The following is a 23,830-nucleotide window of genomic DNA, read 5'->3' on the forward strand; positions in this document are numbered from 1 at the left end:
CCTGCTACAAAAATTGTGGCAGGCCTTTTTTATTTTTATACATATTTAAATGACAATGATTATGAACAGTTCAAGTCTGGAAATTACCGAAAAAGAATACTGTATAAAACTGAGCAAGGAAGCCTTTGACCTGACACTCATCCGTCAGCTCATCACCAGAATACAGTCGGAACAATTGTTCTTCAGCAAAAGCAAAGATTACCTGGAAGATGACATCATCAGCAGGACTTCATACGCAGAAGCACACGAAAATTTCGACAGGTTAAGCGAAAAATAAAAAAGCCACATTTTCATGTGGCTTTGGCTTATCTGTATCTTACCTGCTGTTGTTTATCCAGCATTCCCAGTTGGTCTTTCATTTGTTTGATCTGATCGGCCAGCAATTTGTTCTTATCTGCTTTCTTTGCTTCTGTCAGATACATTTGCGCTTCGCGTTTGTTCCGTTTGGCCATGGCTATTCCTGCAAGGCTCAATTTGGCCAGGGCAATATTATGATCCATGTGCATTCCTAAAGAAAGTGATTTTTTAAAATATTTTTCTGACTGCATAGGTGCCTTTCTTGATTCAATTAAACCTACCAACAGGTTATAATAACCATGTTGCACCCTGATCAGCTGTTTTTCATAATTGGTGATCTTTTTCAGGTAAACCTCTGCTTTGGCCATGTTGTCCTTTCTTAAGAACCATTGGGCCAATAACATATTCTCGTTAAAGAAATAGGTAACGATAATCAGTATACTTATAAAAAGGGCCAAAATCCCCCATCCCCAGAAACCAAAGACCATAAGGGTTATCGAACCTCCCAGCACTGCAAAACCTAAAATAAGACGAACTACATTTGGCATATTCTATTATATTTTTTTTGCAAATATCGTGTTTAAATACCAAAAATTAGATTTAATTTATAATTTCAACAAAAAAAGAATCGACAGTTCAATTCATGGCCAGCACAAAAAAAGTAAAGGCTGGTTTTGTATAAACCTCAAAAAACAGATGTCTGTAGCAATAGAAGAAAGCTGGTTAAAAGTACTTAAAGATGAGTTCGAAAAACCCTATATGAAATCGCTTAAAGCTTTTTTACTGGAAGAAAAACAAAAGGGATATAAGGTATACCCTAAGGGTGCTGATATATTTAATGCCCTTAACCACACCCCTTTTGATAAGGTAAAAGTAGTTATTCTGGGTCAAGATCCCTATCATGGGACCGGCCAGGCCCATGGTTTGTCTTTTTCTGTGCAGAAAGGGATTACCGTCCCCCCCTCCCTGAAAAATATTTATAAGGAACTGTCTGCCGATATTCCTGGTTTCAGCATTCCCAATCACGGTAACCTAACCCAATGGGCTGATGAAGGTGTTTTACTCTTAAACGCAACTTTAACTGTAAGGGCCCATGAAGCAGGTTCACACCAGGGAAAGGGCTGGGAAATTTTTACTGATAAGATCATCAGTGAGTTGTCTGAAAAAAGGACAGGCCTGGTTTTCCTTTTATGGGGCAGATATGCACAAAATAAAGCTGTATTGATTGATCAGAAAAAACATACCATCATTGCCGCAGCACACCCCTCGCCTTTCTCGGCCTATAACGGTTTTTTAGATAGCAAACCTTTTTCCAGGGCCAATGCTAAACTTATTGAACAGGGGCAAAGCCCCATTAACTGGCAAATCACTTAAGAAGAAAAAGGGTAAAAGACCCGATGCCTTTTACCCTTTTTCCGTTTAAAATCCTAGTCTTAATATTCCAAAGGAACAATAGGTTCTTTCTTGGTGGTAGACATGATCATCATCGTTTGAAAAGTTTTTACTACCGAGATTTTGCTGATCTTATCCATGATCAGGCGCTCATAAGCTTTAATATCATTGACATATACCTTTAAAAGAAAATCAGCCTGTCCCGTAACGTGGTGGCATTCTGTAATCTCTTTGATCTGGTTTACTTCATCCAGGAAAATCTGGATGGTATTGTTCTTATGAAAATCGAGCTGTACCTGTATAAAGGTTTTTATACCCAAACCCAGCTTTTCTTCATCAACCAGGGCATGGTAGCTTTTAATAAAACCAGATACTTCAAGCTTTCTTACACGTTCTAATGTAGGTGCAGGAGAAAGTCCGATCTCCTGAGACAATAGTAAATTTGTCATCCTTCCATTTTCCTGTAATAATTTAAGAATTTTAAAATCCGTTTTATCTAGTTCTGTCGCCATTATTTTTAAATTATGCCCAAATATAGAATAAGAATACATTACTCACCAAATTTTATTCTAAAAAAAAACAAATAATTTATAGTTTATTTCTTCTATTTTTTTTTAGATTTGTCTAAATATTTAGTTAGGCAAATAAAAATGCAATCCTTTACCGAAGAGAACTACCTGAAAATCATATATCATCTGTCTCAAAACCACGATGGAACAGTACAGACCAATGCCATTGCAGAAAAAATGCAGACCAAAGCCGCGTCTGTTACGGACATGATCAAAAAACTGGCTGATAAAGAATTGGTAGACTATAAAAAGTACCAGGGTGTTAAGCTTACACCTACTGGCAAATCAGCTGCCATAAACATTGTCCGCAAGCACCGGTTATGGGAAGTTTTCCTGGTAGAGAAGCTAAATTTCAGGTGGGATGAAGTACACGATATTGCAGAAGAGCTGGAACACATCAATTCAGCAGAGCTTATTGAGCGCCTGGATGAATTTCTAGCCTTCCCAAAAAGCGATCCGCACGGTGATCCCATCCCGGATAAAAGCGGGAAGTTTGATGCAGTTGCATTTGTTAAACTAAATAAACTTAAACGGGGGGATGAAGGACTGATTATGGGTGTCAGCGAACATTCCTCGGCATTTTTAAAACACCTTGAAAAATCTGGTTTAACCCTGGGAAAAGCAGTTAAAATAACCGAGATCAATGATTTTGACGGCTCTATAGAACTGACACTGGAGCAAAAAAGCCTCAGTGTAAGCCGGGAGGTGGCCAAACATATTCTCATCAAACTGTAACATGAAGAACCGTAAGCACACCGAACACAGAGATCCCCAATCCTTAAGTGAAGTACATCAAAGTGTAGATACCAGCAAACGCACTGGATGGAAGCGTATATTGTCTTTTATTGGCCCCGCCTACCTGGTTAGTGTGGGTTATATGGATCCGGGTAACTGGGCAACAGATCTTGCAGGCGGCAGTAAATTTGGTTACCAGCTTATCTGGGTGCTGCTCATGTCTAACCTTATTGCTTTATTGCTGCAATCGCTCAGTGCCCGTCTGGGTATTGTAAGAGGTCTTGATCTTGCCCAGGCTTCCAGAAATGCATATCCAAAATGGGTTAACATTCCTTTGTTTGGTTTAGCCCAAACAGCTATAGTAGCCTGCGACCTGGCCGAAATTATAGGGATGGCCATTGGCTTAAACCTATTATTTGGCCTGCCCCTCATCTGGGGCATCAGCATCACCATCTTCGATACCGTGCTGCTCCTCTTTCTCCTTAACAATGGCATGCGAAAAATGGAAGCCTTCATTGTTTCTATGGTATTCATTGTTGGTGTTTCCTTTTTAATTGAAATGTTCATTGTAGAGCCTTCAATAATAGAAATAGCGAAAGGTTTTGAACCCTCTATACTAGGTGGGGAAGCTTTATATATTGCCATAGGTATTATTGGTGCCACTGTAATGCCTCATAACCTGTACCTGCACTCTTCGCTGGTACAGACCCGCAAATTCCAAAGAGATGAAAAGGGCATCAAAGAAGCCATAAAATTTAATTTCATAGATACTGCCGTAGCTTTAAACCTGGCATTTTTCGTCAACGCCGCTATCCTTATTCTTGCAGCTGCAGCTTTTTACAAAAACGGGCTGCATGAAGTGGCCGAAATACAGGATGCCTACAAACTGCTTCAAAATATATTTGGCAATGTGGCCCCTGCCCTTTTTGCTATTGCGCTGATTGCTGCCGGACAGAGCTCAACAGTAACCGGAACACTAGCCGGACAGATTGTGATGGAGGGGCATCTTAAACTCCGTATACAGCCCTGGTTACGTCGCTTAATCACACGTTTGCTGGCTATTATCCCTGCTTTTTTTACTATACTCTGGTATGGAGATGATGCATTGGGCGGCTTACTGATCCTGAGCCAGGTAGTATTGAGCCTGCAGCTCGGCTTCGCTGTAATCCCTTTAATTCACCTTACTTCTGATAAAAAAACAATGAAAGGCTTTGCCATAAAGTTATGGGTAAAAATACTGGCCTGGACCAGCTCGCTTATCATTGTAAGCTTAAATGTTAAACTCGTTATAGAAGAAATAAAAAAATGGGGTGCAAGTGGCGAATGGTACATATATGTACTGGTAGTTCCTGCCAGCCTGTTAATTGGCCTGCTGTTGCTCTATGTTTTTATATATCCTATCCTGAGCCGCATCCGGCGGGAAAACAACAATGTTCCTCATGGCCACGCCCTTAACATTGAACCGGTAGAAAAGATTGATTACAGGCGGATAGGGATTACGGTTGATTTTTCTAAGAATGACCGCAACACCATTCGCCATGCGCTAATTCAGGGTGGTAAACAGGCCCAATATTACCTGATCCATGTAGTTGAAACTGCTGCAGCAAGGTATTACGGTGATACGGCACTCGATTATGAGACCCAGAGTGATACCGAAAACCTGCAAAAATACTGCAGTAACCTGGCCGAACTGGGCTATCAGGCCAGTCCGCATATAGGCTATGGCGGCACCGTAAAAGCCATCGTCAGGATCAGTAATGAAAACAAGCTTGAACTGCTGGTAATGGGGGCACACGGACATAAGGGATTAAAGGACCTCATATTGGGAACAACTGTCAATTCTGTTCGCCATAAAGTATCCATACCTGTGCTCATTGTAAGATAAAATTCGGATATTAGCAGGCCGTTATGAAGAACGATATCCAGATAAAGAACAAAAGAGCGTATTTTGATTACCACATTATTGATAAATATAATGCCGGGTTAGCCCTTTTGGGTACTGAAATAAAAGCCATCAGACAAGGTAAGGCCAATATGACCGATGCCTTCTGCATGTTCATTGGCAACATACTCTATGTACGTAACCTCCACATTTCAGAATATAGCCACAGCTCATTTCATCATCATGAAATTAAGCGCGACCGCGCCCTTCTGCTCCATAAAAAAGAACTGAAAAAGCTAAAGGTAAAAAGTGAGGAAAAAGGTTATACCATTGTTCCTTTACGGATATTTACCAACGAAAGGGGTTTTGCGAAAATAGAGATTGCGCTGGCACAGGGTAAAAAGGAATTTGACAAAAGAGATAGCATTAAGGACAGGGAGTCCAAACGGGAAATGGACCGTGCCATGAAAGTTTAAAACAACGAAATATAAGTTTACCAGGCCTGATCGCCTACCAATGGTACAAACCTGAAGGTATCGAGTTCTATCCTTTCGAAATCTGTTTCGTTTACCCTGATTACCGTTACCATTTTTTGCGAATGTTCATCCCCTACCGGAATTACCAGTATACCGCCTATCCTAAGCTGTTTTAGCAAAATTTCAGGTACAAAAGGTGCCCCAGCTGTTACTATGATCTTATCATAAGGTGCATGCGCTGCAATACCTTTAGAACCATCGCCAAAAAAGAAATGCGCATTGTATCCCATGCCAGGCAGTACCCTGATGGTGTGCCGGTATATGCTTTCCTGTCGTTCTATGGTATATACGTTGGCACCAAGTTCCATTAATATACAGGTCTGGTAGCCCGAGCCTGTTCCAATTTCCAGAACTTTATCACCTTTTTTTATGTGCAGCAGTTCGCTTTGGTAAGCGACGGTATATGGCTGTGAGATGGTCTGTCCATCACCAATCGGGAAAGCAATATCCTTGTACGCCTGGTTCCAAAAGGTTTCGTCGAAAAAGAAATGCCGGGGCACCTTGCCTATTGCTTTAAGCACTTTTTTATCTGCAATGCCCCTCGCTTCCAAATGCGCCACCAATCTTTTTCTCGCCCCCTGCTCTCTGTAATTGTCAACAAACTTATATGCCATTTCATTTCAAAAATAGCTTTTTGTAAGCTAATAATTCAATGTTTTTAACTTGAATCGGGTTAAAAAAGCCTAATAGGCACAGAATCAATCCCAATAAAATCTAGTAGGGATCCACGTCTACCTGGATGTTTACGGAACGGTATTCTTTTTCGGCCTGAAAGTCGAGGATGGTATTTTTTAATACAGATTTAACTTTCTGGACAGAGGTATCTTTATCAGTTTTAATGATTACCTGCTTAATGTAGTAATTCCTGATCCGGGCCACCATAGGCTGCTCGGGCCCTAAAACCCTTGGCCCTAACTGCGCCCTTAGTATCGTTGCAAAACGCTGTGCAGCCATATTTAACAGATCCTGATCTTTATGTTTGATATTGACAAAGATAAGCCTAGTAAATGGTGGATAATGAAACTGCAGACGCTCTGCCAGTTCGTCCTTGTACATTTCGAGATACTGGTTCTCCATCACCTGTCTGATGATGCGATGCGAATCGTCATAAGCCTGGATAATTACTTTTCCCTGCTTGTCTCTTCTTCCTGCCCTGCCTGCTACCTGTGCGAGCAGCTGGTAACTCCGTTCAAAGGCCCTGAAATCAGGATAATTCAGTAAAGTATCTGCATTGATTACCCCGATCAGGGTAACATTATCAAAATCAAGTCCTTTGGCCACCATTTGTGTACCAATAAGGATATCCGTTTTCTTTTCCTGAAAATCTGAAATAAGCTGCTGCAGGCCATTCCTGGTACGTGTGCTGTCCACATCCAGCCGGGCAATTTTAGCATCCGGGAAAACCAGGCTCAGTTCTTCCTCTACCCTTTCAGTGCCAAAGCCTTTCTGTTCTATGTGTACAGAACCACAGGCCGGACATATATTGATGCTGCTCTGATGATATCCGCAATAATGGCAGTGCAGTTTACCGCTGGTTTTATGGTAGGTTAAAGAAACATCACAGTTTACACATTTGGGTGCATAACCACAAGTGGCACAGATCAGTATAGTAGCATAGCCTCTGCGGTTCTGAAACAGGATTACCTGTTCTTTTTGTTCCAGGGCAAGGCTAATCCCTTCAATCAGTTTACCGGAAAAATAAGAAACCATCTTTTTTTTCTTCGTTTCTTCCGAAATGCTCACCACTTCATGCAAAGGCAATTCTACTCCACCAAAGCGTTCATTTAAAGTAACAAGACCATATTTTTGGCTAATGGCATTGTAATAGCTTTCTATGGATGGCGTGGCCGAGCCCAGTACGGTTTTAGCCTGGTGCAAATGGGCCAGATAAACAGCCACATCTCTGGCCTGGTACCTTGGCGAGGGTTCCTGCTGCTTATAAGAGGATTCATGTTCCTCATCAACCACGATCAATTTCAGCTCTTTAAAAGGCAAAAACACTGCTGATCTGGCCCCAAGTACTACCCGGTACTTCCCGTTCAATACTTTATTCCAGATCTCGACCCGCTCATTGTTGTTAAATTTAGAATGATAAACCCCAATAGCATCCCCAAAATAACGCTGTATGCGCTGAACAATCTGAGTGGTCAAAGCAATTTCGGGTAATAAAAACAAAACCTGCCCGCCCTGCTCAATGGCCTTTTCAATCAGTTTAATATAGATCTGGGTTTTTCCGGAAGCAGTAATGCCATGCAGCAATACCACATCTTTCCGCTCAAATTCCATTTCAATCCCGATCAAAGCCTGTTGCTGAGCTGCACTCAGTTCAAAGTTCAGTACAAAGTCCTCATCATTATCTTTTAAGCGGCTCACCGGTCTTTTTTCGACTGTAAATATTTCCTTATCCAGCAATGTTTTAAAAGCCGCCTGTCCGCAATCGCTCTCTTCCAGTAATTGTGATTTTGAAACCAGGTTTTGCTGTCGGGACAACTTGATAAAGGTAAGCAGCGCATTCAGTTGTTTGGGTGCACGTTCCAGAATGGTAAACAACTGCTTTAAATTTTCTTCTTCCCGATAAAAAGCATTTAATGCCACAAAGGATTTCAGCAATGGTCTGTATTTCTCTACCACTTCTTCAGCAACATATACCAATCCTTTTTCCAGCAGGGCATTGATGATGGGATATACTGTTTTTTGCCCAAGTAAAGCAGAAACATCAGCTATGGTAAGCCTTTTCTGATGATTCAAAGCATCCATCAGAATACGTTCCTTTTCTGTTAAAACCTTTTCCTGCAACGCCTCTTCTTTCAGCACAATAATGGTTTCACTTGCCAGCTTTAATCCGGTAGGAAGAGCGGCCGACATTACATCCCCTTCATTGCAAAGGTAATAACCTGTCATCCAGTCCCACAGCTGCAATTGTAAAGTGGTAATCACAGGTTGCTCATCTACCACATCAATAATGTATTTGGCCTGATAAAGCCTGGGGGCGGTTTGGCTAATGGTTTTAATTAAGGCGGTATAAATCTTGTTCTTTCCAAACTGCACCACCACCCTTTTGCCAATGGCCACTTCACTGTTCAAGTCGAATGGCACACGATACAGATAGTTTTTAGCCAGCGACAGAGGCAGAATCACCTCTACAAACAAGGTTTCCCTTTCACTGAATTCCAGCAGTTCAGCAGCCATCTTTATTTACGCTTTAAAACCGTAAAAAATAACATGGCCCAGCCCAATATAAAACAAAGACCACCAATGGGAGTTACAGGCCCAATTAAATTCGCAAAACCAATATTTAAAATAGTTCTGGTGGCCAGCAAATATAATGAACCCGAAAACAGTACAATACCTAAGGTAAAAAATCTGTATGCCCATTTTGCAGGCTGGCCTTCGGCAGCATAATTTGCAAGAAAAAGCAAAGCAAAAGTATGATAAAACTGATATTCCACTCCTTTTGTCCATATTTCAAGCGATCCGGAACTTAAGACATTCTTTAAACTATGCGCCCCAAAGGCACCAAATATTACAGCTATGGCACCAAACAATGATGCTGTTAAAAGGATACGTCTGCTCATGATAGATCGGCTTTTATCCTACAAAATTAAGAAAATGCCTGTATTTACTGAGTAATAACGAGGATTAAATTAAATAACCAAAAATTCAGCTAGATTTGTATATGTATTATGAAGAAGCTCATTATTAGTATTGTCCTGCTATTTCTTGCCATTGTTACAATGGCCTATCTTTATTTTTCCAAACTCAATACCGATCAGCATATTACAGATACCGGCCTGCAGGCCGCCGTTGCAAATTCGGCTTTCATTTTCTCCTTTGAAAATGAAAAAAGCATTACCGACATTTTAAAAGAACAACGCTTGTTTGAAGAAATCCTGGACGCAGAGCAATATAAACAACTTGCTTCCTTAAAAAAGTACCTGCTGACTATACCTAAAGTAAACCAGCTGACCGACAAACAAAATGTTTACATTGCCTTTGTTCCGGGCAGCGATCATAACATAGATTTCTTATGTTATACACAGATCAGTATCCCTGAGTACTTGCCGCAGTTGTTCCAATCGCTAAAAACCAGTGGCATCCGGCCAGAGACAACAGATAGGCTCACAAAGCTTATTTTACCCGACAGCTCCGTATTTTATCTGGGTATAAAGGAAAACCTGGCCGTTATTTCCAGTTCTGAAAAGCAGACTGCCGCTGCACTTGCCAAAGAACGGAATCAAAAAGACGACAAGTTTATTGAATATATCCAGGCCAGTAAAAGGTTCAGCAAAAACAGCCTTGCCCAATTGTATATTAACTTTAATGATCTTCCTCTCCTGCTAAAAAACATCATTTCCGGTAATCTGAATGGGGAATTAGCTGTTTTAAATCAGCAGGATGCCTTTGCTGCCCTAACCTATAATTTCAGCAATGAAAAGGTATTACTCACCGGAACCACCGTGACAAATAATCCCAATAATTATTACCATTTGTTCTCGGACATGCAGGCCCAAAAGATAACCATTAATAATATTCTTCCTGCGAACACCGCCTCTTACACGATTTTTGCAGTAGATAGTTATCCCAACTGGAAAAAAAAGCTGGACACCTGGTTTTCAAATCAGCACCAAGACAAAAAGATCTCAGCACTCCTGAAGGACATCAACAACAGATATCACCTCAACCCGGACGAGTTGTTTCCCAAATACTTTAAGGACCAGTTCATTACTTTCCAACTCCGCACAGGTGAAAAAATTGGTGCCATAAACCTCAGTAACGGAGATAAAATGATACAGCTGCTGCTTGACCTGAGCAGCGAATACGATGAAGACATCAAAGTATTTAAAGAACCCGACCTGCTCTATGCCTATTTCGGAAAGCCATTCAGCAACTTTAAAAAGCCTTATTATATTATTACAGACAATTACATGGTTTTTGCCAACAATGCCGGCACTTTGCAGTCATTTTTAAACAGCTATACCAACAATCAGCTTTTAATTAATGTTCCTAATTACATCAATGCCGGCAACCAGCTTCCCGGAAACTCCAGCATTGCTTTTTATACAGATCACCGCAATGCCGATGACATTTTCAAAAAGAACATCTATTTACCTTATTATAAACACATCAGTGCAATTGAAGGTCTGAAAAATTACGACTCTTTTACCTATCAGCTGAGTGGAGATAACGGTAAATTCCAAACCAATATATTAATCAACAAACAGCCTGAAGTTTTACAAAAAGATTCTTTAGCTTTATAACAATATCCAATCATCCTGTATGTTAAAAAAGTATATTCTACTTTGCTTATTTTTTTGCCTTCCTTTTTTCTTAAAGGCCCAGCAATATGGACTGTTCAATACAAAAACGCTTTTTGACGGCTTTGAAAACCCTGCCCAGAAAACGTTTGTATTGGATTCTTCCAGGAAGTTTGCTTCCAACTTTTTCCTGCCTTATTTTGGTTTGAGTGGTGCCAACAAAGGCAATTCAGATTTAATCAGAAGGGCCATAAATGAAGGTAAATACAATGCAGCCAATCTTCCATTAAGAACAGGGGCCATCAATACTGTTCATGAAAACACGAATATTTATCTGCTTACATTCAGGATATTCCAGTCTTACAAATGGCAAAAAGAAATGGGCTTCTCCTGGCAATTGCGCAGCGATGGGCATGTAGACTATACCAATGAAACACTGGCCATTCTGGATTCTTACCAGCGGTTCGACACCAACCCTTATGATGATGTGTTTAACAATGATGGTTATGCTCAGTCGTACCATCAGTTTAGCATTACCTACAGGGAAAATTACAACAAACGACTTGCTTTTGGGGTTAAGCTGAGTCTTTTAAGTGGCATCACTTATAATAAACTAAACATTTCAGACTCTTATTTCCTTTTAGATCCGGCAAATGACCTGATAAACGTAAGGGTTAAAGGTAGCTACAGGGCCAGTTTTGTAAAGACCAATGAACTCTCTGCCCATACACTGTTACCCACATTTAGAAATCCGGGTATGGCCTTTAGCTTTGGAACCAGTTATAATGCTAAAAGTGGCGTATTTCTGATGGCCAATATTAAAGACCTGGGTTTTATAAAATGGAGAAAGAGTGCATATATCAACAAGATCAATGCAGCAGTAAATATTCAAAACCTATCCCAAAAATCATCCAATCAAATCCGAAATGAAATTGCCGACATTGCCACCGATGAATCGGACAGTACGAGCTTCTTTAGTCCAACCAATGCTAAAATTGATTTCATGCTTTCCAAAGCTTTTACACTTTCCACGCCTGATTTCACCTATACTCCCAGTCTTATTGTCTCCAAAAATCTGTTCTTTAAAGGTGGCGATGCAGCATTTGTAAACAAATTCAAATACAGCGACCTGGCCATCAGTGCAATTCCATCCTATAACTTTAACAACTTGTTTTTTATGGGTTTACAGGGCCTTTATCAGACGCCAAATTTTGAAATATTCCTGGGTTCAGACAACCTGTTTAAAACGGTTACACAAATTAATGGAGCAGTTAACAGAGATGCCACCATTGGCAACGGCTATAACGGAGCATCCTTTTATATGGGGCTGGGCTTTAAGTTTGGTAATACGGTAGAACACCCCCAAAACAGCAGCACAATGCCCGGGATAGGAGACGAAAAACCTGGTTTCTTTAAGCGGCTGTTCAGTGTGTTTTCAAAGAAGAAATGATTAAACCTTTTTCTTTGGGGTTGTCAGCACAAAATCTTTCAGATAAAAAGGTTCAAAATAAGCCACATTCTCAAATTGCCCTTTTAAATAAGCCTCATTAGCCAGCCGGCTCATATTCGTAGCTGAATTAAAATTTCGACCACTGAAAGTAGCATTGTCCTGTTGCAATACCGCAGCACATTTCATAGCACCATCACCGATGAAAGTAACTTTTTCCAGCGTCAGTTCCCTGGCAAAACTCTGTTCATCTATAATTTTTGCAACTGTGGGCACCAGATAATTTAAATCAGCATCAAATACAGCCGTAAAAACCTCCATTCTGCGGGCATCTATCATGGTACAGATCAAGCCTTTATAACCGGCCTGTTCCAGTAAAAATCCTGCTGCCATCGTCTGCAGGGTATCAATAGCAATTAGTGGCTTATCCAGTGCAAAACACAAACCTTTGGCTGTTGAAACTCCTATTCTAAGGCCTGTATACGAGCCAGGACCCTTGCTTACCGCTACAGCATCCAGATCGTTAAAGTGTAATCCCGCAGTTTCCATTGCCGTTTCAATAAACAAGGTTAAACTACCTGCATGAATGTTACTTGCCAATTCTTCTTTTAAAGCAATCGTTTCCCCATTTCTGGAAATAGCAACAGAACAGGCTTGTGTAGCGGTTTCAATTTGAAGTATAGTAGCCATTGACATTAAAATTAATGAGTATAAAATAAGTGTCAGGGAACAGGATCAGGACCATGCCCCCCCCAGGGATGGCAACGCCCAATGCGTTTTAAAGTAAGCCAGCCCCCTTTAAAAGGGCCATGTTTTTTAATGGCTTCTATTCCATATTGCGAACAGCTGGGCGTGAACCTGCAGCTTGCCCCCAGCAAAGGGGATAAAAGCCATTGATACAATTTGATCATGGCCAGAAAGAACCAGCCAAGCAACTGTTTAATTACCTTCATCACTTTTCCTCCTGTTAGGCTTTTTAACTTCCAAATCTGCTGTCAACCGCTTAAATGCTGCACTCAGTTTCTTTTCCAGAAAAGAAAAATCATAAATCTTTTTACCCACAAACTGTACTGAAAGCAACAATAGAGGGTTGTTACCAGGTAATAAAGTATAAAGTTCCTGTTCTTTTTGTAAACGATAGGCCTCGCGGGTGCGACGTTTGATCAGGTTCCTGTCTACCGCCCTTTTGTACCTTTTTTTAGCTACATTGATTACTACCTGAACCGGAAAGCGCTGTGCTTCGGAAACAAATAAATACGAGATGCGGTAGGGGTATAATAAAAAAGAAGAACCGTTTTTAAATAGCAGATCCAATGATTTCCTACTACATAACCGTTCTTCTTTTTTAAATGTGTTCATCTTTTTGATCGCAAATTTGCAGATATTCTGATCTGCCAGCACTTTGAGTGCTGCAATCAAAAATTATGCTTTGTGACGGCCTTCGCTTGAAACCGTTAATCTTTTTCTTCCTTTTGCACGACGGGAAGCTAATACCCTTCTACCGTTTGCTGTAGCCATTCTTTCGCGGAAGCCATGCTTGTTTCTTCTCTTTCTTTGCGAAGGTTGGAATGTTCTTTTCATAACTGTATTATATCTTGACTAATATTTTTAAATAAGAGGTGCAAATATAGGGCGATTTTTATTTAATTGCAAATGCAACAGAAAATAAAATGCTACATACCCAGGGCTGCTTTCAATTTCACATAGCCGGTTTTGCTTACCGGCAGCCAGATATCTGATTTCAGCAATACTACATAACTGTCTTTTTCCTTCAATTCGATTCTGGTAACCTGGGCAAGATTGATGATGTACGACCTGTGAATACGAATAAACTGTCCGGGCTCCAATGTCCTTTCAAAAAAGTTCATCGTTTTATTTTTATGATAAATCCCTTCAGCGGTACTCAGTTTCACATAATCATCATCAGCCTCTAAATAATGAATATCCGATACGGCAATAATTTTGATCACGCCGTTTTTTTTAACCACCACCCTGTTGTGCTGGGCAGGACTCAAAGCAGCCACATCCAGCAACTCCTTTGTAACTGCATCTGTATTGTGTAATCGTCCCGGCAGTTTCTGCATCGCCTGCTCAAATCGGTTCTGCTCTATCGGTTTCAGTAAATAATCTACAGCATTTACCTCAAAGGCTTTAATTGCATATTCATCAAAAGCAGTAGTAAATATTACTGCCGGATGCTTCTCTACCAGTTCCAGCATTTCAAAACCACTGATTTTAGGCATCTGGATATCCAGAAAAATAAAATCAGGCTGATGATGTGCAATGGCTTTTATCCCTTCAAAACCATCACTGCATTCGGCCACTACCTCTACTTCCGGAAAAAGCTTCAAATAGTGTTTCACCACATCTCTTGCTAAAGGTTCATCATCAATTAATATCGTTCTTATCATGCTGCTGGGGTATTTTAAGCGTAGTTACAAATATATTTTCGTCCATCACATCTGTTCTGAGCAATCTTTCATCAGCAAACAACAGATATAGCCTTCGCCGTATAGCTGTTAAGCCAAAACCGGTGCCTCCCGTTGCTTTTAACTCAGGGTCAAATGGATTTTGCACCCTAATGACCAAATGGTTATGCTGTAACCTTACATCCAGCGAAATCGTGATGGCCGCTGCTGTATTATACAATCCGAATTTTATCGCATTTTCCACTATAGGCTGCAAAAGGGTACCAGGTAAACGTAAATTTAAAGTATTATCAGCTATTTTCACATCAATATTTAACCTGTGGCTAAAACGTACTTTTTCTATGTCAAGATACAGGCCAATATATTCCATTTCCTCGGCCACACTTACCCAAACCTCGTCATCTCTTTTTAAAGTTCCGCGTAAAAAAGAGGCCAGTTTGGTAATCATTGTCCCCGCTTCTTTAGGGTTCACCATCGTTAGAGCATATACCGAGTTTAAGCTGTTAAATAAAAAGTGTGGCTGTAACTGGTGCCGAAGTTTATTTAATTCGGCTTCTTTAGACAGGTTTTGCGCGGCTAAAAGCCTTTCCTGGGTGGCCGACTGTTCTTCCAGTCTGTACCATAAAATGTTAGCCAGGGCGCACCAGGCTATAAACACAAATAAAATAAGAAAGCGGACTGTAAGGGAGAAACTTAGAAAATTCATGTATGTTTTTTCTTCTGCAAAAAACAGTACCAGCAAAAACTTGCTCATAAACGTAATAAACAGCGCCATGATAAAAGTAAGTGCCAGGATAAAAATAATCGTTTCGTTTTTAGGCTGATAATAGCCCAATAAATTACTTAGAATGATACAAGCCAGGGCAAGCATACCATTGGTAACCAAACTATCAGTAATAGAAATGGTCCAGCTGAAATTGAGCGTACTGTAAAAAAGACATATAAATATCAACACCCAGCCCAGAAATATCGCTGAGGCAATTTTCTGAATCTTACGGACGGATAAAGGTCTGTTGGTCAAAATAATTTAATTGAAGGGGTTGAAAATGGTAAAAGTTCCTGTAAGTACGACTTATGCTGGTTTACATTGGCTAGAAATGCATCTACATCAACCGGTTCGTGCAGTACGGAAGCCAGTTCAGATCCATCAGTTGGCGACTGGATCTCATAAAGATCAGCCACGCAGATGAAGTTCCAGGTTACCATTTCCCCTCTGCAATTTCTAAAGGGTAAATGAAAACCTTCTGCCTGAGCTTCGGCTTTCAGAAGAGCTTCAGTACTATCTTCCGAAACAATTAACCTTAGCTGCTCATCAAACTGCGGTGCGTGATCACCCTCACCGGTAATGATCTGATAAATATACCTTACTACAAACCACTTCATTATTATGTGTTTTAAAAGTTTCTGATATCAACCCCTCCAAACATGGCTACCCCTTCAATAATTAATACTTTGCGGGGCTCAACAGCTGCCACACCAAGTGTCCTTTTATCATCTATACCACCAAAAATGGCTGTTACTTCCGATTTTACTTCCCAGCCGGAAGGAATAATGATCTTCACTCCCCCAAAAATGGCTACCACATCCAACTTGATCACCCCTTCAAAGTCGGCCTGTGTTAAGTTGATATCGGCGCCGCCAAAAACAGCAATCACATCTCCACCCTTAAAATTTTGCGAATAGATTTTTTGGTGGCTGCCACCAAAAAAATTAACGGAATCTATAATGTCATTTTTATCTGCACTGGCATATTTATTCCACTCTTCCTCATCTCCGGGTATGTTCAGGTCGCCCATTTCAGCATATTTCCTTTTCATCCTGCCTTTCCACCTGGCCTTACAGCGCCTATCTCGGCCAATCGCCGATCTTTTCGGTTTAAAAATCAGCATCAGACCTACAACAATGAATATCAGCGCAAAATAGTACTTCGAAATGTCGAAGCCCGTAATTGCCCTGGCAGTAAAAAAAACGCCCACAAGTATCAAAATTATCCATCCCGGACCATTAAAATTTCGCTTATAACCAATCAAAAAGCCAACAATGATCAATAATATAGGCCAGCTGATGACCCATTCCGGAATATAAACCCCAAAATTTCTTAACAGAAACACCAGTCCTACACCTATGATGATCAAACCACCACATATCCTGCTCGAATTATTATCCCTAATCTTTTCCATTTTTTTTTAATTCTTTTAAGCCAAAGTTGAAACAGCAAGTAACAACTAAATGCTTCATCAAAAGTAAATAGCCTTACGCTATTTACATATGGCAATTATACGTATGCTTGCTTATAGCCGGTAAAGCGACCGATTTTACCGGTGAAGATACCGGCTAAGCGATAGCTTTAAAAACAAAAACACCCGGGGTTATCCTTACAATAACCATCCGGGTGCATAAAAATGCTTTACGTTATTTTGTTTTAAGCAGGTCCCTGATCTCTGTGAGCAATACCTGATCCTGGGTTGGTGCCGCTGGTGCAGCAGGAGCAGCCTCCTGTTTACGTTTCAATGAATTTATTCCTTTAACCAGCATAAACACAGCCAATGCCAGTAATAGGAAATTGATGGCTACCGTTATGAAGTTACCATAAGCAAATACGACTGTACCAGGTACCTTTCTGGCATCAACAAGTGCCATACCCTCTGTTACAGTTCCTTTTAACACCACATACATATTGCTAAAGTCAACAGATCCGATCACTGCTGAGATCAATGGCATGACCAAATCGTTGACAACACTGTCGATTATCTTACCAAATGCACCACCAATGATTACACCGACAGCGAGATCCATTACACTGCCTTTAATGGCAAACTCTTTAAATTCTTTTACAAATCCCATATCATAGTTATTTTTAGTTTACTCTAATTTATAAAAATCATACCAATTTTTAAGCATTTATAAATTATTTTCCAGTTAAGTAATCCGGTGCAACTAATAAGTCCTGCACTCCTCAAAAAAGGGCGTATGTGTTCCTTCCACAGCTGCAGCCGCATATAAATAAAGCGCGGCCGACCAGGTTTGCCAGTCCTGGCCCATTGGCTGCCCATCCTGAGCCTTATACCATTCGTTAAAACCATATTGCAGCTCTTTATTTACTGAAATTTTAATTAGATCAGTAAGTACATAAAGTTTCTCTATCGCCAGTTTATGCCTGCCTGCTGCAACAAGAGCTGCAATATGAAGTGCGGATATGAAGGGCCAGATCCCACCGTTGTGATAATTTCCAGGCATATTAAAATCGGCATAGCGGTCTATCCAGTCCGGATGTCCGGGATAAATAAAAGGGAAAAAATTAGGAGCAAGGTCGACGGCCAGTTCTCCATTCCGCTTCATCTCCTTACACTCCTCTTCTATCCATGAAACCATTTTCTGCGCCCTGGTTAGGGGAGCCAGTCCGGACAAGATGGCAATACTGTTTCCCAGCAGATCAAACCGTTCACTGCTGTATACTTTATAAGACCATAATGCAAAGTACGGTTTATTTTTTACCATTAAACCCTCATGAACATGACGGTGTATTACCTTAGCTGTAATGGTAAAATGTCGCATTTCATTCCTGAGCATATCTGCCCGCCGGTGTTGTCCAAGCATCCGTAAATAAGCATATACTGTTGCATTTACAAATAAACCATAACCCAAAACCCATTGTTCATCGCGCCAGTCACTTGTAGGCTCCTGGGCCACCAGCACATCATCGGATGGACTTTGGTACTCCATCCAGGTCAGGGCTTTCTGTACCGCTTCTTCCAGGAAATAATCCTCGTTAAGCAGCCTCCTGTAAATGCCTACCGCAAGTAAAAATAAAGGAGTGGTATCACTGGCACCCCTGTTTTCAGCATCATGTACAAGAGAAGGGATATGACCTCTTATCGATTGATTTTTAGCAAGTACCATCATCGTTTTACGGATCACTTTTATCAACTCTTCATTTCCACTAACTGCAATACCAATTGCGGCAAGCATCAGATCTCTGGTATAAGGCTCGGGATACCCCCAGCCAGCCGTTCGCGGGAGTCCGTAAAAAGAACCATGAGCATTATGTATCAACACTTCCAGGGCAGCCGTTTTTGCTTTTTCTATCTCCTGCCAGTTTCGCTCTTCCATATCAGTTTTTTTAATAGATATCTAATTTTTCATTAATTAAGCTTACAAATTTTTGTGCAACCAATCTATAATCAAAATTATCCACTACCCTTTTTCTCCCCGCAGCACCCATTTCTTTTCTTAAGGCCGGATGGTTCATTAACGTTAGCAACCCTTGTCTGACATCTTCTATATCTGCTCTGTAATCTACTGTTCTGGGTACATCGAAAATGACTCTCGTATGTGCTGCAAATCCGGATTCAGGCCCCAGATTGACCTCATTCAGGACTATCTTTTCTGCTATACCCGCTAAAAAAGCAGTTTCACCATGAACCAGCGTATCGAGCATTCCCATTGCATTGATACCAATTACAGGCTTACCACAGGCACCGGCTTCAACCTGCAGCATTCCAAACCCTTCCAGCCTGGAAGGTGCGGCATAAATATCAGATGCCCCTAAAAGATAAGGGACAAATGTTCTTGAAATGATACTGGTAGCAAATAGGACACGATCAGCAATACCCAGCTGCTCTGCCAGCAAACGGTCTTCCTTATTTTGCCAGTCGGTACGGGGCTGAGGCCATACTTTACAGATGTATTTCCATTTAGGGTTATCCTGTTTTATTTCTGCAAGCGCCTCCATCACTTCCCGTCCGCCTTTAGAAGCGGCGTCACCACCAACTGTAAGTATCATCAATTCATCGGAACTGACACCCAGTGCTTCCCTTACTGCGATAACTTTTGGATTGTCTTTTTCGAACGGAACAAAAGTATCTGTGTCGCAGCCAACTGGCAATACATGAATATTGTCTGCTTTAATGCCATCTCTTACATACATTTCCTTTACCCAGTTAGAGGTTACCAGAATTAAAGGAAGCGCATTCAGTTCATACTGATAATTGGCGATATACCCGTCAGCCACCAGCCAGGGTACAGCTTTCATTCCATGTTGCATGGGATGCTGTATCAACATTGGTGTATGCCCCCAGTAACCAATTCCTACCACCACATCGGGCTTAAACCAACGGTAATACCATTCCTTTTCCTGCATAGACATGGGGTTAACCCCATGAACATCTACTCCGATCTCTTTTAGCCCTCTGTAGAGGAGGTCGCCCTGAGTAGCCAGTCCCCCCGGAGAAGGTGGATAATCATACAATACCAGCACCTTCATAAAATATTCTTTCTGTTTAACGCTTCCATTGCAGTAGCTCTGGTAAAAAACTGCCAAAATGCTTCTGCTTTGGGGGTCGTTTCCGCCTCCCAGCTTTGCGGACCAAACCCATATAAATCTTTAATGATATTATACTTGAGCTGCCATATTTCATCAGACAGTTCGATATAAACGTCAGCTGTTTTAACAGGTCTTGGAAAATACATCCCGTCCCCGTCCTCATAAGCAAAATTCCATAGTTCCTCACAACGGATCAACCTTCTGTTCCATAATTTAATTACAGCTTTTCCAATTTCTTCGTGCCGCAGATGCCTGGTATATTCACCATAAGGCGAATGTGTAATCAGCAGATCAAAGGCCAGTGAGGGTAAAAGAGACAACAACTTAAATTCTATATCTGCCTCCAGCAATGGAGTTTGTTCAGGCCCGTCATCCAGATCTCCCATTATTCCTTTTGCATGAAATACATCTAATGCTTTTTTAAATTTCGGCGCTCTGTTTTCATCATCCCTTCTGCACAAACATATTACAAAACACCTCCATTCGGGATGGCTTAACAACAAGCCCCCGGCCCATAATGTCTCATCATCAGGATGCGCTACAATAATGACTACCGTTTTATTTTTAACCTGGCTCATTATCTTGTAAAACAGTAAAATGATTTGCAACACACATCTTCACTTTTCTCATGTTTTGTTTTTTAATAAGTTGAGCACAAACAATGTTAAGACAACAAATTCATAGTCAAAACATTACTCACATCATTTAAACATCAGCAAAGCCTTTATGTTTCATAATCGTGTACTATTGTTTATTTGCAGAAATATGAGCCAGGAGCTGACTCAAAGAAATAAAAAACGGGATAGCTGCTGCTGATCCCGTTATCCTTTGTTTATAAAACTTTTTTAAATTATTTCTGTCCTTCCTTTGCCTTCAGATCATTGTATTCTACAATCAGGGAGCGCACAAAATCGAAACTAAATTTATCTGCTTTCTCGTAGCGTTCGGCCACATGTGGATTGTCTTTTATCATATTTAAAAAGTTATCCTTTCTATTCTTTCTGCTACCCCATATCCCGTTTGATTTTATATCTGCCACAGCACCACCATCTTTCTGTGCATACCATCTTTTCTTGGGGCTACTTCCGCCTACAAAGCCCATACCACCACCTGCCATCGGTGCACTGTACATTGTACTACCTGCCTGGTAATACTCATATAATTTTATCTTGCCATCTTCCAGCACCTGCAAAAATGAAGGGCTGCCCCCTTCTTCCCTGACAATTGATCTGTACACACCATGTCCGGCCTGGTAAACTTCCTTCAGCTGCTCTGCATTAAATTTTTGTACTTTCTTTTCTCCTGCAGGGATAAACTTCACTTTATCTACATTATGGCTCTTTATCTCACCCATAATTTTAGCATTGTCATTGTTAATGATATAATCAGTCTGTGCATATAAATCACTGCCCAAACCTATTGTACTGATATACAAAAAGAGAAATATAAAGTGTTTTTTATAGTTATTCATATTGATATATTTAGATTGTTTGTTTAACGATGTGAAGTATTAAAATTTAAGTCCTATGCCGAATGAAAAACTGAGCATTCTTGTATTTAAATTGTTACCGCTTAAACTGTTATTTTCCGTAAAAACTGGAAACAGGGTATAGCTGGCACGAAGATCGGCATAGGCTCCAACAAACGAGGGTACTCCACCGAATTGAATACCTGCAAGCATGCTGGTATTAAAAGTACGTACACCGTCCAGGTTTCCAGATTTATCGGCCTGTCCTTCCCATGGCCCTGCATTTGGCTTAGGGTAATCCAATTTAACAGCTTTATTTACGGCAATAGCAGGTGCCAGGCCCACATAGCCGGTCAGCCAGTTATCAGATGCAACCGGTAATACATTATACCCCGCTGTTAAAGGCAGTTCTAAATAATCCACTTTATATTTGAAATAATTATAAGCCTGTTCTGCCCCGTTTTGACCAATCATGATCACACTGTTGTTCTTTTGACGGTAAGCCATCCCCCTCGCGTTGTATAAAACTTCTGCACCAACTGAAAAACGTTCACCTACCATATAATCCACTGTAATCCCTGCAAAAGCCGCCGCACGCAAAAACCGCCGAAAAGAAGGATCATTCCCTGAACTCGCAGGATCAAAAAGATCAACGTCTTTTGTAAAAAATGAGGCATTTAGACCTCCTTTTAAGCCAAAAATTACAGGCTTTACAAAGGAACTCTGCGCCAGCAGGGGCAAAACAGGCAACAATAGGGCCAGGCAGGTAAAAAGCGTTTTTCTCATCTAGATATGGGAGGCTATTTGGCCTCTAAAATACATACAAAATAAATTTACTTCCAAATTAATTCCACCGTAAAATCCTGAATAAATTAAAGATCAGGTAATCATCATGGCCTATTAGTTTGCATTAACTATGGCTGTTTATCAGTACAATCGTTGATTTATCTTTTTGTAATTACTTTTATCTGTCTGAAATGTGTATTTTTGGAACGGGTATATTAAATTCCTGCTCATCATTTTATGCTAAAACAACACCTTCAACAAAAATTACTTCAAAAATTATCACCACAGCAAATTCAGTTTATTAAACTGCTGCAAGTACCAACCGTTGCATTAGATACCCGCATAAAAGAAGAACTGGAAGAAAACCCGGCACTGGAAGATCCGAGTTTAATGATTGCCGAGGAGCCTAAAAGTGAATACGACGACCTGAACGATGCACCTGATGATTTTGATGGCGGTAACAAAGAAGAAAGCACAGATGAGTTTAATGTTGATGATTATTTACAGGATGATGATGTAAATGATTACAGCACGTCATATAATAACAATGACGATGATGAGGAAAAAAAGGAAACACCTATAGCGATTGAAAGTACTTTTTTCGAAAGTTTACAGGAGCAGTTAGACCTGGTCCCCCTTTCTGACCAGGACTTCATCATTGGTAAGCAGATCATAGGAAGCCTGGATGACGACGGATATTTAAGAAGACCCGTGACCTCGATGATCGATGACCTTGCTTTTTCTCAAAACGTAATGGTAGAAGAAGAAGATGTACTGGAGATGTTAAAAGTGATCCAGCATTTTGACCCGCCGGGCATTGCTGCAAGGGATTTACAGGAATGCCTGACACTCCAATTAAAACGAAAAGATACCAATAACCCAATAATTCAGAAGGCAATTTTAATTGTTGAAAATTACCTCGACGAGTTTACCAGGAAACACTACGATAAACTCGAAAAATCTTTGAACCTGAACAGTGAGGACTTAAAAGAGATTATTGCCGAGATACTGAGACTAAATCCTAAACCAGGAGATTCCAATCAGGTTACTACCAAACAATTACAGATCATCCCTGATTTTCATGTTTCTAACAATGATGGGGTATTGATCCTTACGCTGAACTCGAAAAATGCACCTGAACTACGGGTGAGCCGTTCTTATATCGATATGTTTGATCATTACGATAAGGCCGCCCAGAAAGATAAAAAATTAAAGGAAGCGGTACAGTTTGTGAAGCAAAAACTGGATTCAGCAAAATGGTTTATTGATGCCATTAAACAAAGACAGCAGACCCTGCTTAAAACCATGAACGCCATTATGCAGTATCAGTATGAGTACCTGCTTACCGGTGATGAACGCAAAATGCGACCCATGATATTGAAGGATATTGCCGATAAGATCGATATGGACATCTCCACAGTTTCGCGCGTAGCCAATTCTAAATATGTACAAACCGAATTTGGTACATTCCTGTTAAAATCTTTTTTCTCGGAAGCCATCCAGACCGAAAGCGGCGAAGAGGTTTCCAATAAAGAAGTAAAGAAGATACTGGAAGATTGCATTGGAAATGAAGATAAACGCAAACCCCTGGCAGATGAAAAACTAACTGAGATTCTGAAAGAAAGAGGTTACAATATTGCCAGACGAACAGTAGCCAAATACAGGGAACAAATGAACATCCCTGTAGCCAGGTTAAGAAAAGAACTGTAAA

Annotated in this window: 27 protein-coding genes; 8 read left to right on the forward strand and 19 right to left on the reverse strand. The window is 40.6% G+C overall.

What is annotated here, in order from left to right:
* Nucleotides 1-61 precede the first annotated feature (61 nt).
* Nucleotides 62-277 (forward strand): hypothetical protein, encoded by a 216-nt coding sequence (locus HDC92_RS01810; protein WP_036674318.1) that lies wholly within the window; start codon nt 62-64, stop codon nt 275-277.
* Nucleotides 278-305: 28 nt separating this feature from the next.
* Here the strand turns inward: HDC92_RS01810 and HDC92_RS01815 are convergent, their stop codons facing one another.
* Complete coding sequence (locus HDC92_RS01815) at nt 306-845, reverse strand: DUF2892 domain-containing protein (protein ID WP_183871947.1); 540 nt, start codon at nt 843-845, stop codon at nt 306-308.
* A 148-nt stretch (nt 846-993) separates the two neighbouring features.
* Here HDC92_RS01815 and ung point away from each other — a divergent pair, with 148 nt between their 5' ends.
* Nucleotides 994-1,671, forward strand: coding sequence for a uracil-DNA glycosylase (gene ung, locus HDC92_RS01820; protein ID WP_015807384.1), 678 nt, complete (start codon nt 994-996; stop codon nt 1,669-1,671).
* 59 nt (nt 1,672-1,730) lie between these two features.
* On the opposite strand, the gene HDC92_RS01825 is transcribed toward ung, so the two are convergent.
* The gene (locus HDC92_RS01825) at nt 1,731-2,201 is read right to left on the reverse strand and encodes an Lrp/AsnC family transcriptional regulator (RefSeq protein ID WP_015807383.1); all 471 of its coding nucleotides are present in this window, start codon (nt 2,199-2,201) and stop codon (nt 1,731-1,733) included.
* Between the two features lie 138 nt (nt 2,202-2,339).
* Here HDC92_RS01825 and HDC92_RS01830 point away from each other — a divergent pair, with 138 nt between their 5' ends.
* The 3 genes from HDC92_RS01830 to smpB are packed head-to-tail and all read left to right on the forward strand — an operon-like array spanning nt 2,340 to nt 5,351.
* Nucleotides 2,340-2,993, forward strand: coding sequence for a metal-dependent transcriptional regulator (locus HDC92_RS01830; RefSeq protein WP_183871949.1), 654 nt, complete (start codon nt 2,340-2,342; stop codon nt 2,991-2,993).
* 1 nt (nt 2,994) lies between these two features.
* Nucleotides 2,995-4,878, forward strand: coding sequence for an Nramp family divalent metal transporter (locus HDC92_RS01835; protein WP_183871951.1), 1,884 nt, complete (start codon nt 2,995-2,997; stop codon nt 4,876-4,878).
* A 23-nt stretch (nt 4,879-4,901) separates the two neighbouring features.
* On the forward strand, nt 4,902-5,351 hold the full coding sequence (smpB, locus tag HDC92_RS01840; protein ID WP_015807380.1) for an SsrA-binding protein SmpB: 450 nt from the start codon (nt 4,902-4,904) through the stop codon (nt 5,349-5,351).
* Between the two features lie 17 nt (nt 5,352-5,368).
* On the opposite strand, the gene HDC92_RS01845 is transcribed toward smpB, so the two are convergent.
* From HDC92_RS01845 to HDC92_RS01855, 3 genes are all read right to left on the reverse strand, one after another.
* On the reverse strand, nt 5,369-6,025 hold the full coding sequence (locus HDC92_RS01845; RefSeq protein WP_015807379.1) for a protein-L-isoaspartate(D-aspartate) O-methyltransferase: 657 nt from the start codon (nt 6,023-6,025) through the stop codon (nt 5,369-5,371).
* 100 nt (nt 6,026-6,125) lie between these two features.
* Nucleotides 6,126-8,600 carry a primosomal protein N' gene (gene priA / locus HDC92_RS01850; protein ID WP_183871953.1) on the reverse strand — a complete coding sequence of 825 codons (2,475 nt, stop codon included), beginning with the start codon at nt 8,598-8,600 and terminating at the stop codon, nt 6,126-6,128.
* 2 nt (nt 8,601-8,602) lie between these two features.
* Nucleotides 8,603-8,986 (reverse strand): DUF423 domain-containing protein, encoded by a 384-nt coding sequence (locus HDC92_RS01855; RefSeq protein ID WP_015807377.1) that lies wholly within the window; start codon nt 8,984-8,986, stop codon nt 8,603-8,605.
* Nucleotides 8,987-9,094: 108 nt separating this feature from the next.
* On the opposite strand from HDC92_RS01855, the gene HDC92_RS01860 reads away from it, so the two are divergent.
* Both HDC92_RS01860 and HDC92_RS01865 read left to right on the forward strand, forming a co-directional pair.
* Complete coding sequence (locus tag HDC92_RS01860) at nt 9,095-10,669, forward strand: hypothetical protein (protein WP_183871955.1); 1,575 nt, start codon at nt 9,095-9,097, stop codon at nt 10,667-10,669.
* 19 nt (nt 10,670-10,688) lie between these two features.
* Nucleotides 10,689-12,116 carry a DUF5723 family protein gene (locus HDC92_RS01865; protein ID WP_183871957.1) on the forward strand — a complete coding sequence of 476 codons (1,428 nt, stop codon included), beginning with the start codon at nt 10,689-10,691 and terminating at the stop codon, nt 12,114-12,116.
* Here the strand turns inward: HDC92_RS01865 and tsaB are convergent, their stop codons facing one another.
* The 14 genes from tsaB to HDC92_RS01935 form a co-directional block, all read right to left on the reverse strand.
* Nucleotides 12,117-12,803, reverse strand: coding sequence for a tRNA (adenosine(37)-N6)-threonylcarbamoyltransferase complex dimerization subunit type 1 TsaB (tsaB, locus tag HDC92_RS01870; RefSeq protein ID WP_183871959.1), 687 nt, complete (start codon nt 12,801-12,803; stop codon nt 12,117-12,119).
* Nucleotides 12,804-12,835: 32 nt separating this feature from the next.
* Nucleotides 12,836-13,066, reverse strand: a complete 231-nt coding sequence (yidD, locus tag HDC92_RS01875; protein ID WP_015807373.1) for a membrane protein insertion efficiency factor YidD — start codon at nt 13,064-13,066, stop codon at nt 12,836-12,838.
* Nucleotides 13,053-13,472: a ribonuclease P protein component gene (locus HDC92_RS01880; RefSeq protein ID WP_183871961.1), complete on the reverse strand. Its 420-nt coding sequence runs from the start codon at nt 13,470-13,472 to the stop codon at nt 13,053-13,055. The genes yidD and HDC92_RS01880 overlap by 14 nt, the downstream gene beginning before the upstream one ends.
* A 63-nt stretch (nt 13,473-13,535) precedes the next feature.
* Nucleotides 13,536-13,694, reverse strand: coding sequence for a 50S ribosomal protein L34 (gene rpmH, locus HDC92_RS01885; protein WP_015807371.1), 159 nt, complete (start codon nt 13,692-13,694; stop codon nt 13,536-13,538).
* Nucleotides 13,695-13,786: 92 nt separating this feature from the next.
* Nucleotides 13,787-14,524, reverse strand: a complete 738-nt coding sequence (locus HDC92_RS01890) for a LytR/AlgR family response regulator transcription factor (protein WP_015807370.1) — start codon at nt 14,522-14,524, stop codon at nt 13,787-13,789.
* The gene (locus HDC92_RS01895) at nt 14,502-15,563 is read right to left on the reverse strand and encodes a sensor histidine kinase (RefSeq protein WP_238326450.1); all 1,062 of its coding nucleotides are present in this window, start codon (nt 15,561-15,563) and stop codon (nt 14,502-14,504) included. Before HDC92_RS01895 ends, HDC92_RS01890 begins: the two co-directional genes overlap by 23 nt.
* Complete coding sequence (locus HDC92_RS01900) at nt 15,560-15,925, reverse strand: DUF4288 domain-containing protein (RefSeq protein ID WP_015807368.1); 366 nt, start codon at nt 15,923-15,925, stop codon at nt 15,560-15,562. Before HDC92_RS01900 ends, HDC92_RS01895 begins: the two co-directional genes overlap by 4 nt.
* Nucleotides 15,926-15,936: 11 nt before the next feature.
* A complete protein-coding gene (locus tag HDC92_RS01905; protein WP_015807367.1) occupies nt 15,937-16,722 on the reverse strand; it encodes a LiaF transmembrane domain-containing protein in 786 nt (261 codons plus the stop codon).
* Between the two features lie 232 nt (nt 16,723-16,954).
* Entirely contained in the window at nt 16,955-17,386 is a 432-nt protein-coding gene (gene mscL, locus HDC92_RS01910) for a large conductance mechanosensitive channel protein MscL (protein ID WP_015807366.1), read from the reverse strand.
* A 93-nt stretch (nt 17,387-17,479) separates the two neighbouring features.
* The gene (locus HDC92_RS01915) at nt 17,480-18,652 is read right to left on the reverse strand and encodes a glycoside hydrolase 100 family protein (protein WP_183871963.1); all 1,173 of its coding nucleotides are present in this window, start codon (nt 18,650-18,652) and stop codon (nt 17,480-17,482) included.
* Between the two features lie 10 nt (nt 18,653-18,662).
* Nucleotides 18,663-19,805, reverse strand: a complete 1,143-nt coding sequence (locus tag HDC92_RS01920) for a glycosyltransferase family 4 protein (protein ID WP_015807364.1) — start codon at nt 19,803-19,805, stop codon at nt 18,663-18,665.
* The gene (locus tag HDC92_RS01925; RefSeq protein ID WP_015807363.1) at nt 19,802-20,443 is read right to left on the reverse strand and encodes a PIG-L deacetylase family protein; all 642 of its coding nucleotides are present in this window, start codon (nt 20,441-20,443) and stop codon (nt 19,802-19,804) included. The genes HDC92_RS01920 and HDC92_RS01925 overlap by 4 nt, the downstream gene beginning before the upstream one ends.
* A 272-nt stretch (nt 20,444-20,715) precedes the next feature.
* On the reverse strand, nt 20,716-21,336 hold the full coding sequence (locus tag HDC92_RS01930) for a hypothetical protein (RefSeq protein ID WP_015807362.1): 621 nt from the start codon (nt 21,334-21,336) through the stop codon (nt 20,716-20,718).
* A gap of 39 nt (nt 21,337-21,375) precedes the next feature.
* Entirely contained in the window at nt 21,376-22,119 is a 744-nt protein-coding gene (locus tag HDC92_RS01935) for a porin family protein (protein WP_183871965.1), read from the reverse strand.
* A 237-nt stretch (nt 22,120-22,356) separates the two neighbouring features.
* On the opposite strand from HDC92_RS01935, the gene rpoN reads away from it, so the two are divergent.
* Nucleotides 22,357-23,829, forward strand: a complete 1,473-nt coding sequence (gene rpoN / locus HDC92_RS01940; protein ID WP_015807360.1) for an RNA polymerase factor sigma-54 — start codon at nt 22,357-22,359, stop codon at nt 23,827-23,829.
* Nucleotide 23,830: the final 1 nt, after the last annotated feature.

The organism is Pedobacter sp. AK017, from assembly GCF_014200825.1.
In the GTDB taxonomy this organism is placed as follows: Bacteria; Bacteroidota; Bacteroidia; order Sphingobacteriales; family Sphingobacteriaceae; genus Pedobacter; species Pedobacter heparinus.

Bases quoted from the DNA above. Each gene is read 5' to 3' on its own strand.
- HDC92_RS01810 (WP_036674318.1), top strand. From the start codon at position 62: ATGAACAGTTCAAGTCTGGAAATTACCGAAAAAGAATACTGTATAAAA.
- HDC92_RS01815 (WP_183871947.1), bottom strand. From the start codon at position 845: ATGCCAAATGTAGTTCGTCTTATTTTAGGTTTTGCAGTGCTGGGAGGT.
- ung (WP_015807384.1), top strand. From the start codon at position 994: ATGTCTGTAGCAATAGAAGAAAGCTGGTTAAAAGTACTTAAAGATGAG.
- HDC92_RS01825 (WP_015807383.1), bottom strand. From the start codon at position 2,201: ATGGCGACAGAACTAGATAAAACGGATTTTAAAATTCTTAAATTATTA.
- HDC92_RS01830 (WP_183871949.1), top strand. From the start codon at position 2,340: ATGCAATCCTTTACCGAAGAGAACTACCTGAAAATCATATATCATCTG.
- HDC92_RS01835 (WP_183871951.1), top strand. From the start codon at position 2,995: ATGAAGAACCGTAAGCACACCGAACACAGAGATCCCCAATCCTTAAGT.
- smpB (WP_015807380.1), top strand. From the start codon at position 4,902: ATGAAGAACGATATCCAGATAAAGAACAAAAGAGCGTATTTTGATTAC.
- HDC92_RS01845 (WP_015807379.1), bottom strand. From the start codon at position 6,025: ATGGCATATAAGTTTGTTGACAATTACAGAGAGCAGGGGGCGAGAAAA.
- priA (WP_183871953.1), bottom strand. From the start codon at position 8,600: ATGGCTGCTGAACTGCTGGAATTCAGTGAAAGGGAAACCTTGTTTGTA.
- HDC92_RS01855 (WP_015807377.1), bottom strand. From the start codon at position 8,986: ATGAGCAGACGTATCCTTTTAACAGCATCATTGTTTGGTGCCATAGCT.
- HDC92_RS01860 (WP_183871955.1), top strand. From the start codon at position 9,095: ATGAAGAAGCTCATTATTAGTATTGTCCTGCTATTTCTTGCCATTGTT.
- HDC92_RS01865 (WP_183871957.1), top strand. From the start codon at position 10,689: ATGTTAAAAAAGTATATTCTACTTTGCTTATTTTTTTGCCTTCCTTTT.
- tsaB (WP_183871959.1), bottom strand. From the start codon at position 12,803: ATGGCTACTATACTTCAAATTGAAACCGCTACACAAGCCTGTTCTGTT.
- yidD (WP_015807373.1), bottom strand. From the start codon at position 13,066: ATGAAGGTAATTAAACAGTTGCTTGGCTGGTTCTTTCTGGCCATGATC.
- HDC92_RS01880 (WP_183871961.1), bottom strand. From the start codon at position 13,472: ATGAACACATTTAAAAAAGAAGAACGGTTATGTAGTAGGAAATCATTG.
- rpmH (WP_015807371.1), bottom strand. From the start codon at position 13,694: ATGAAAAGAACATTCCAACCTTCGCAAAGAAAGAGAAGAAACAAGCAT.
- HDC92_RS01890 (WP_015807370.1), bottom strand. From the start codon at position 14,524: ATGATAAGAACGATATTAATTGATGATGAACCTTTAGCAAGAGATGTG.
- HDC92_RS01900 (WP_015807368.1), bottom strand. From the start codon at position 15,925: ATGAAGTGGTTTGTAGTAAGGTATATTTATCAGATCATTACCGGTGAG.
- HDC92_RS01905 (WP_015807367.1), bottom strand. From the start codon at position 16,722: ATGGAAAAGATTAGGGATAATAATTCGAGCAGGATATGTGGTGGTTTG.
- mscL (WP_015807366.1), bottom strand. From the start codon at position 17,386: ATGGGATTTGTAAAAGAATTTAAAGAGTTTGCCATTAAAGGCAGTGTA.
- HDC92_RS01915 (WP_183871963.1), bottom strand. From the start codon at position 18,652: ATGGAAGAGCGAAACTGGCAGGAGATAGAAAAAGCAAAAACGGCTGCC.
- HDC92_RS01920 (WP_015807364.1), bottom strand. From the start codon at position 19,805: ATGAAGGTGCTGGTATTGTATGATTATCCACCTTCTCCGGGGGGACTG.
- HDC92_RS01925 (WP_015807363.1), bottom strand. From the start codon at position 20,443: ATGAGCCAGGTTAAAAATAAAACGGTAGTCATTATTGTAGCGCATCCT.
- HDC92_RS01930 (WP_015807362.1), bottom strand. From the start codon at position 21,336: ATGAATAACTATAAAAAACACTTTATATTTCTCTTTTTGTATATCAGT.
- HDC92_RS01935 (WP_183871965.1), bottom strand. From the start codon at position 22,119: ATGAGAAAAACGCTTTTTACCTGCCTGGCCCTATTGTTGCCTGTTTTG.
- rpoN (WP_015807360.1), top strand. From the start codon at position 22,357: ATGCTAAAACAACACCTTCAACAAAAATTACTTCAAAAATTATCACCA.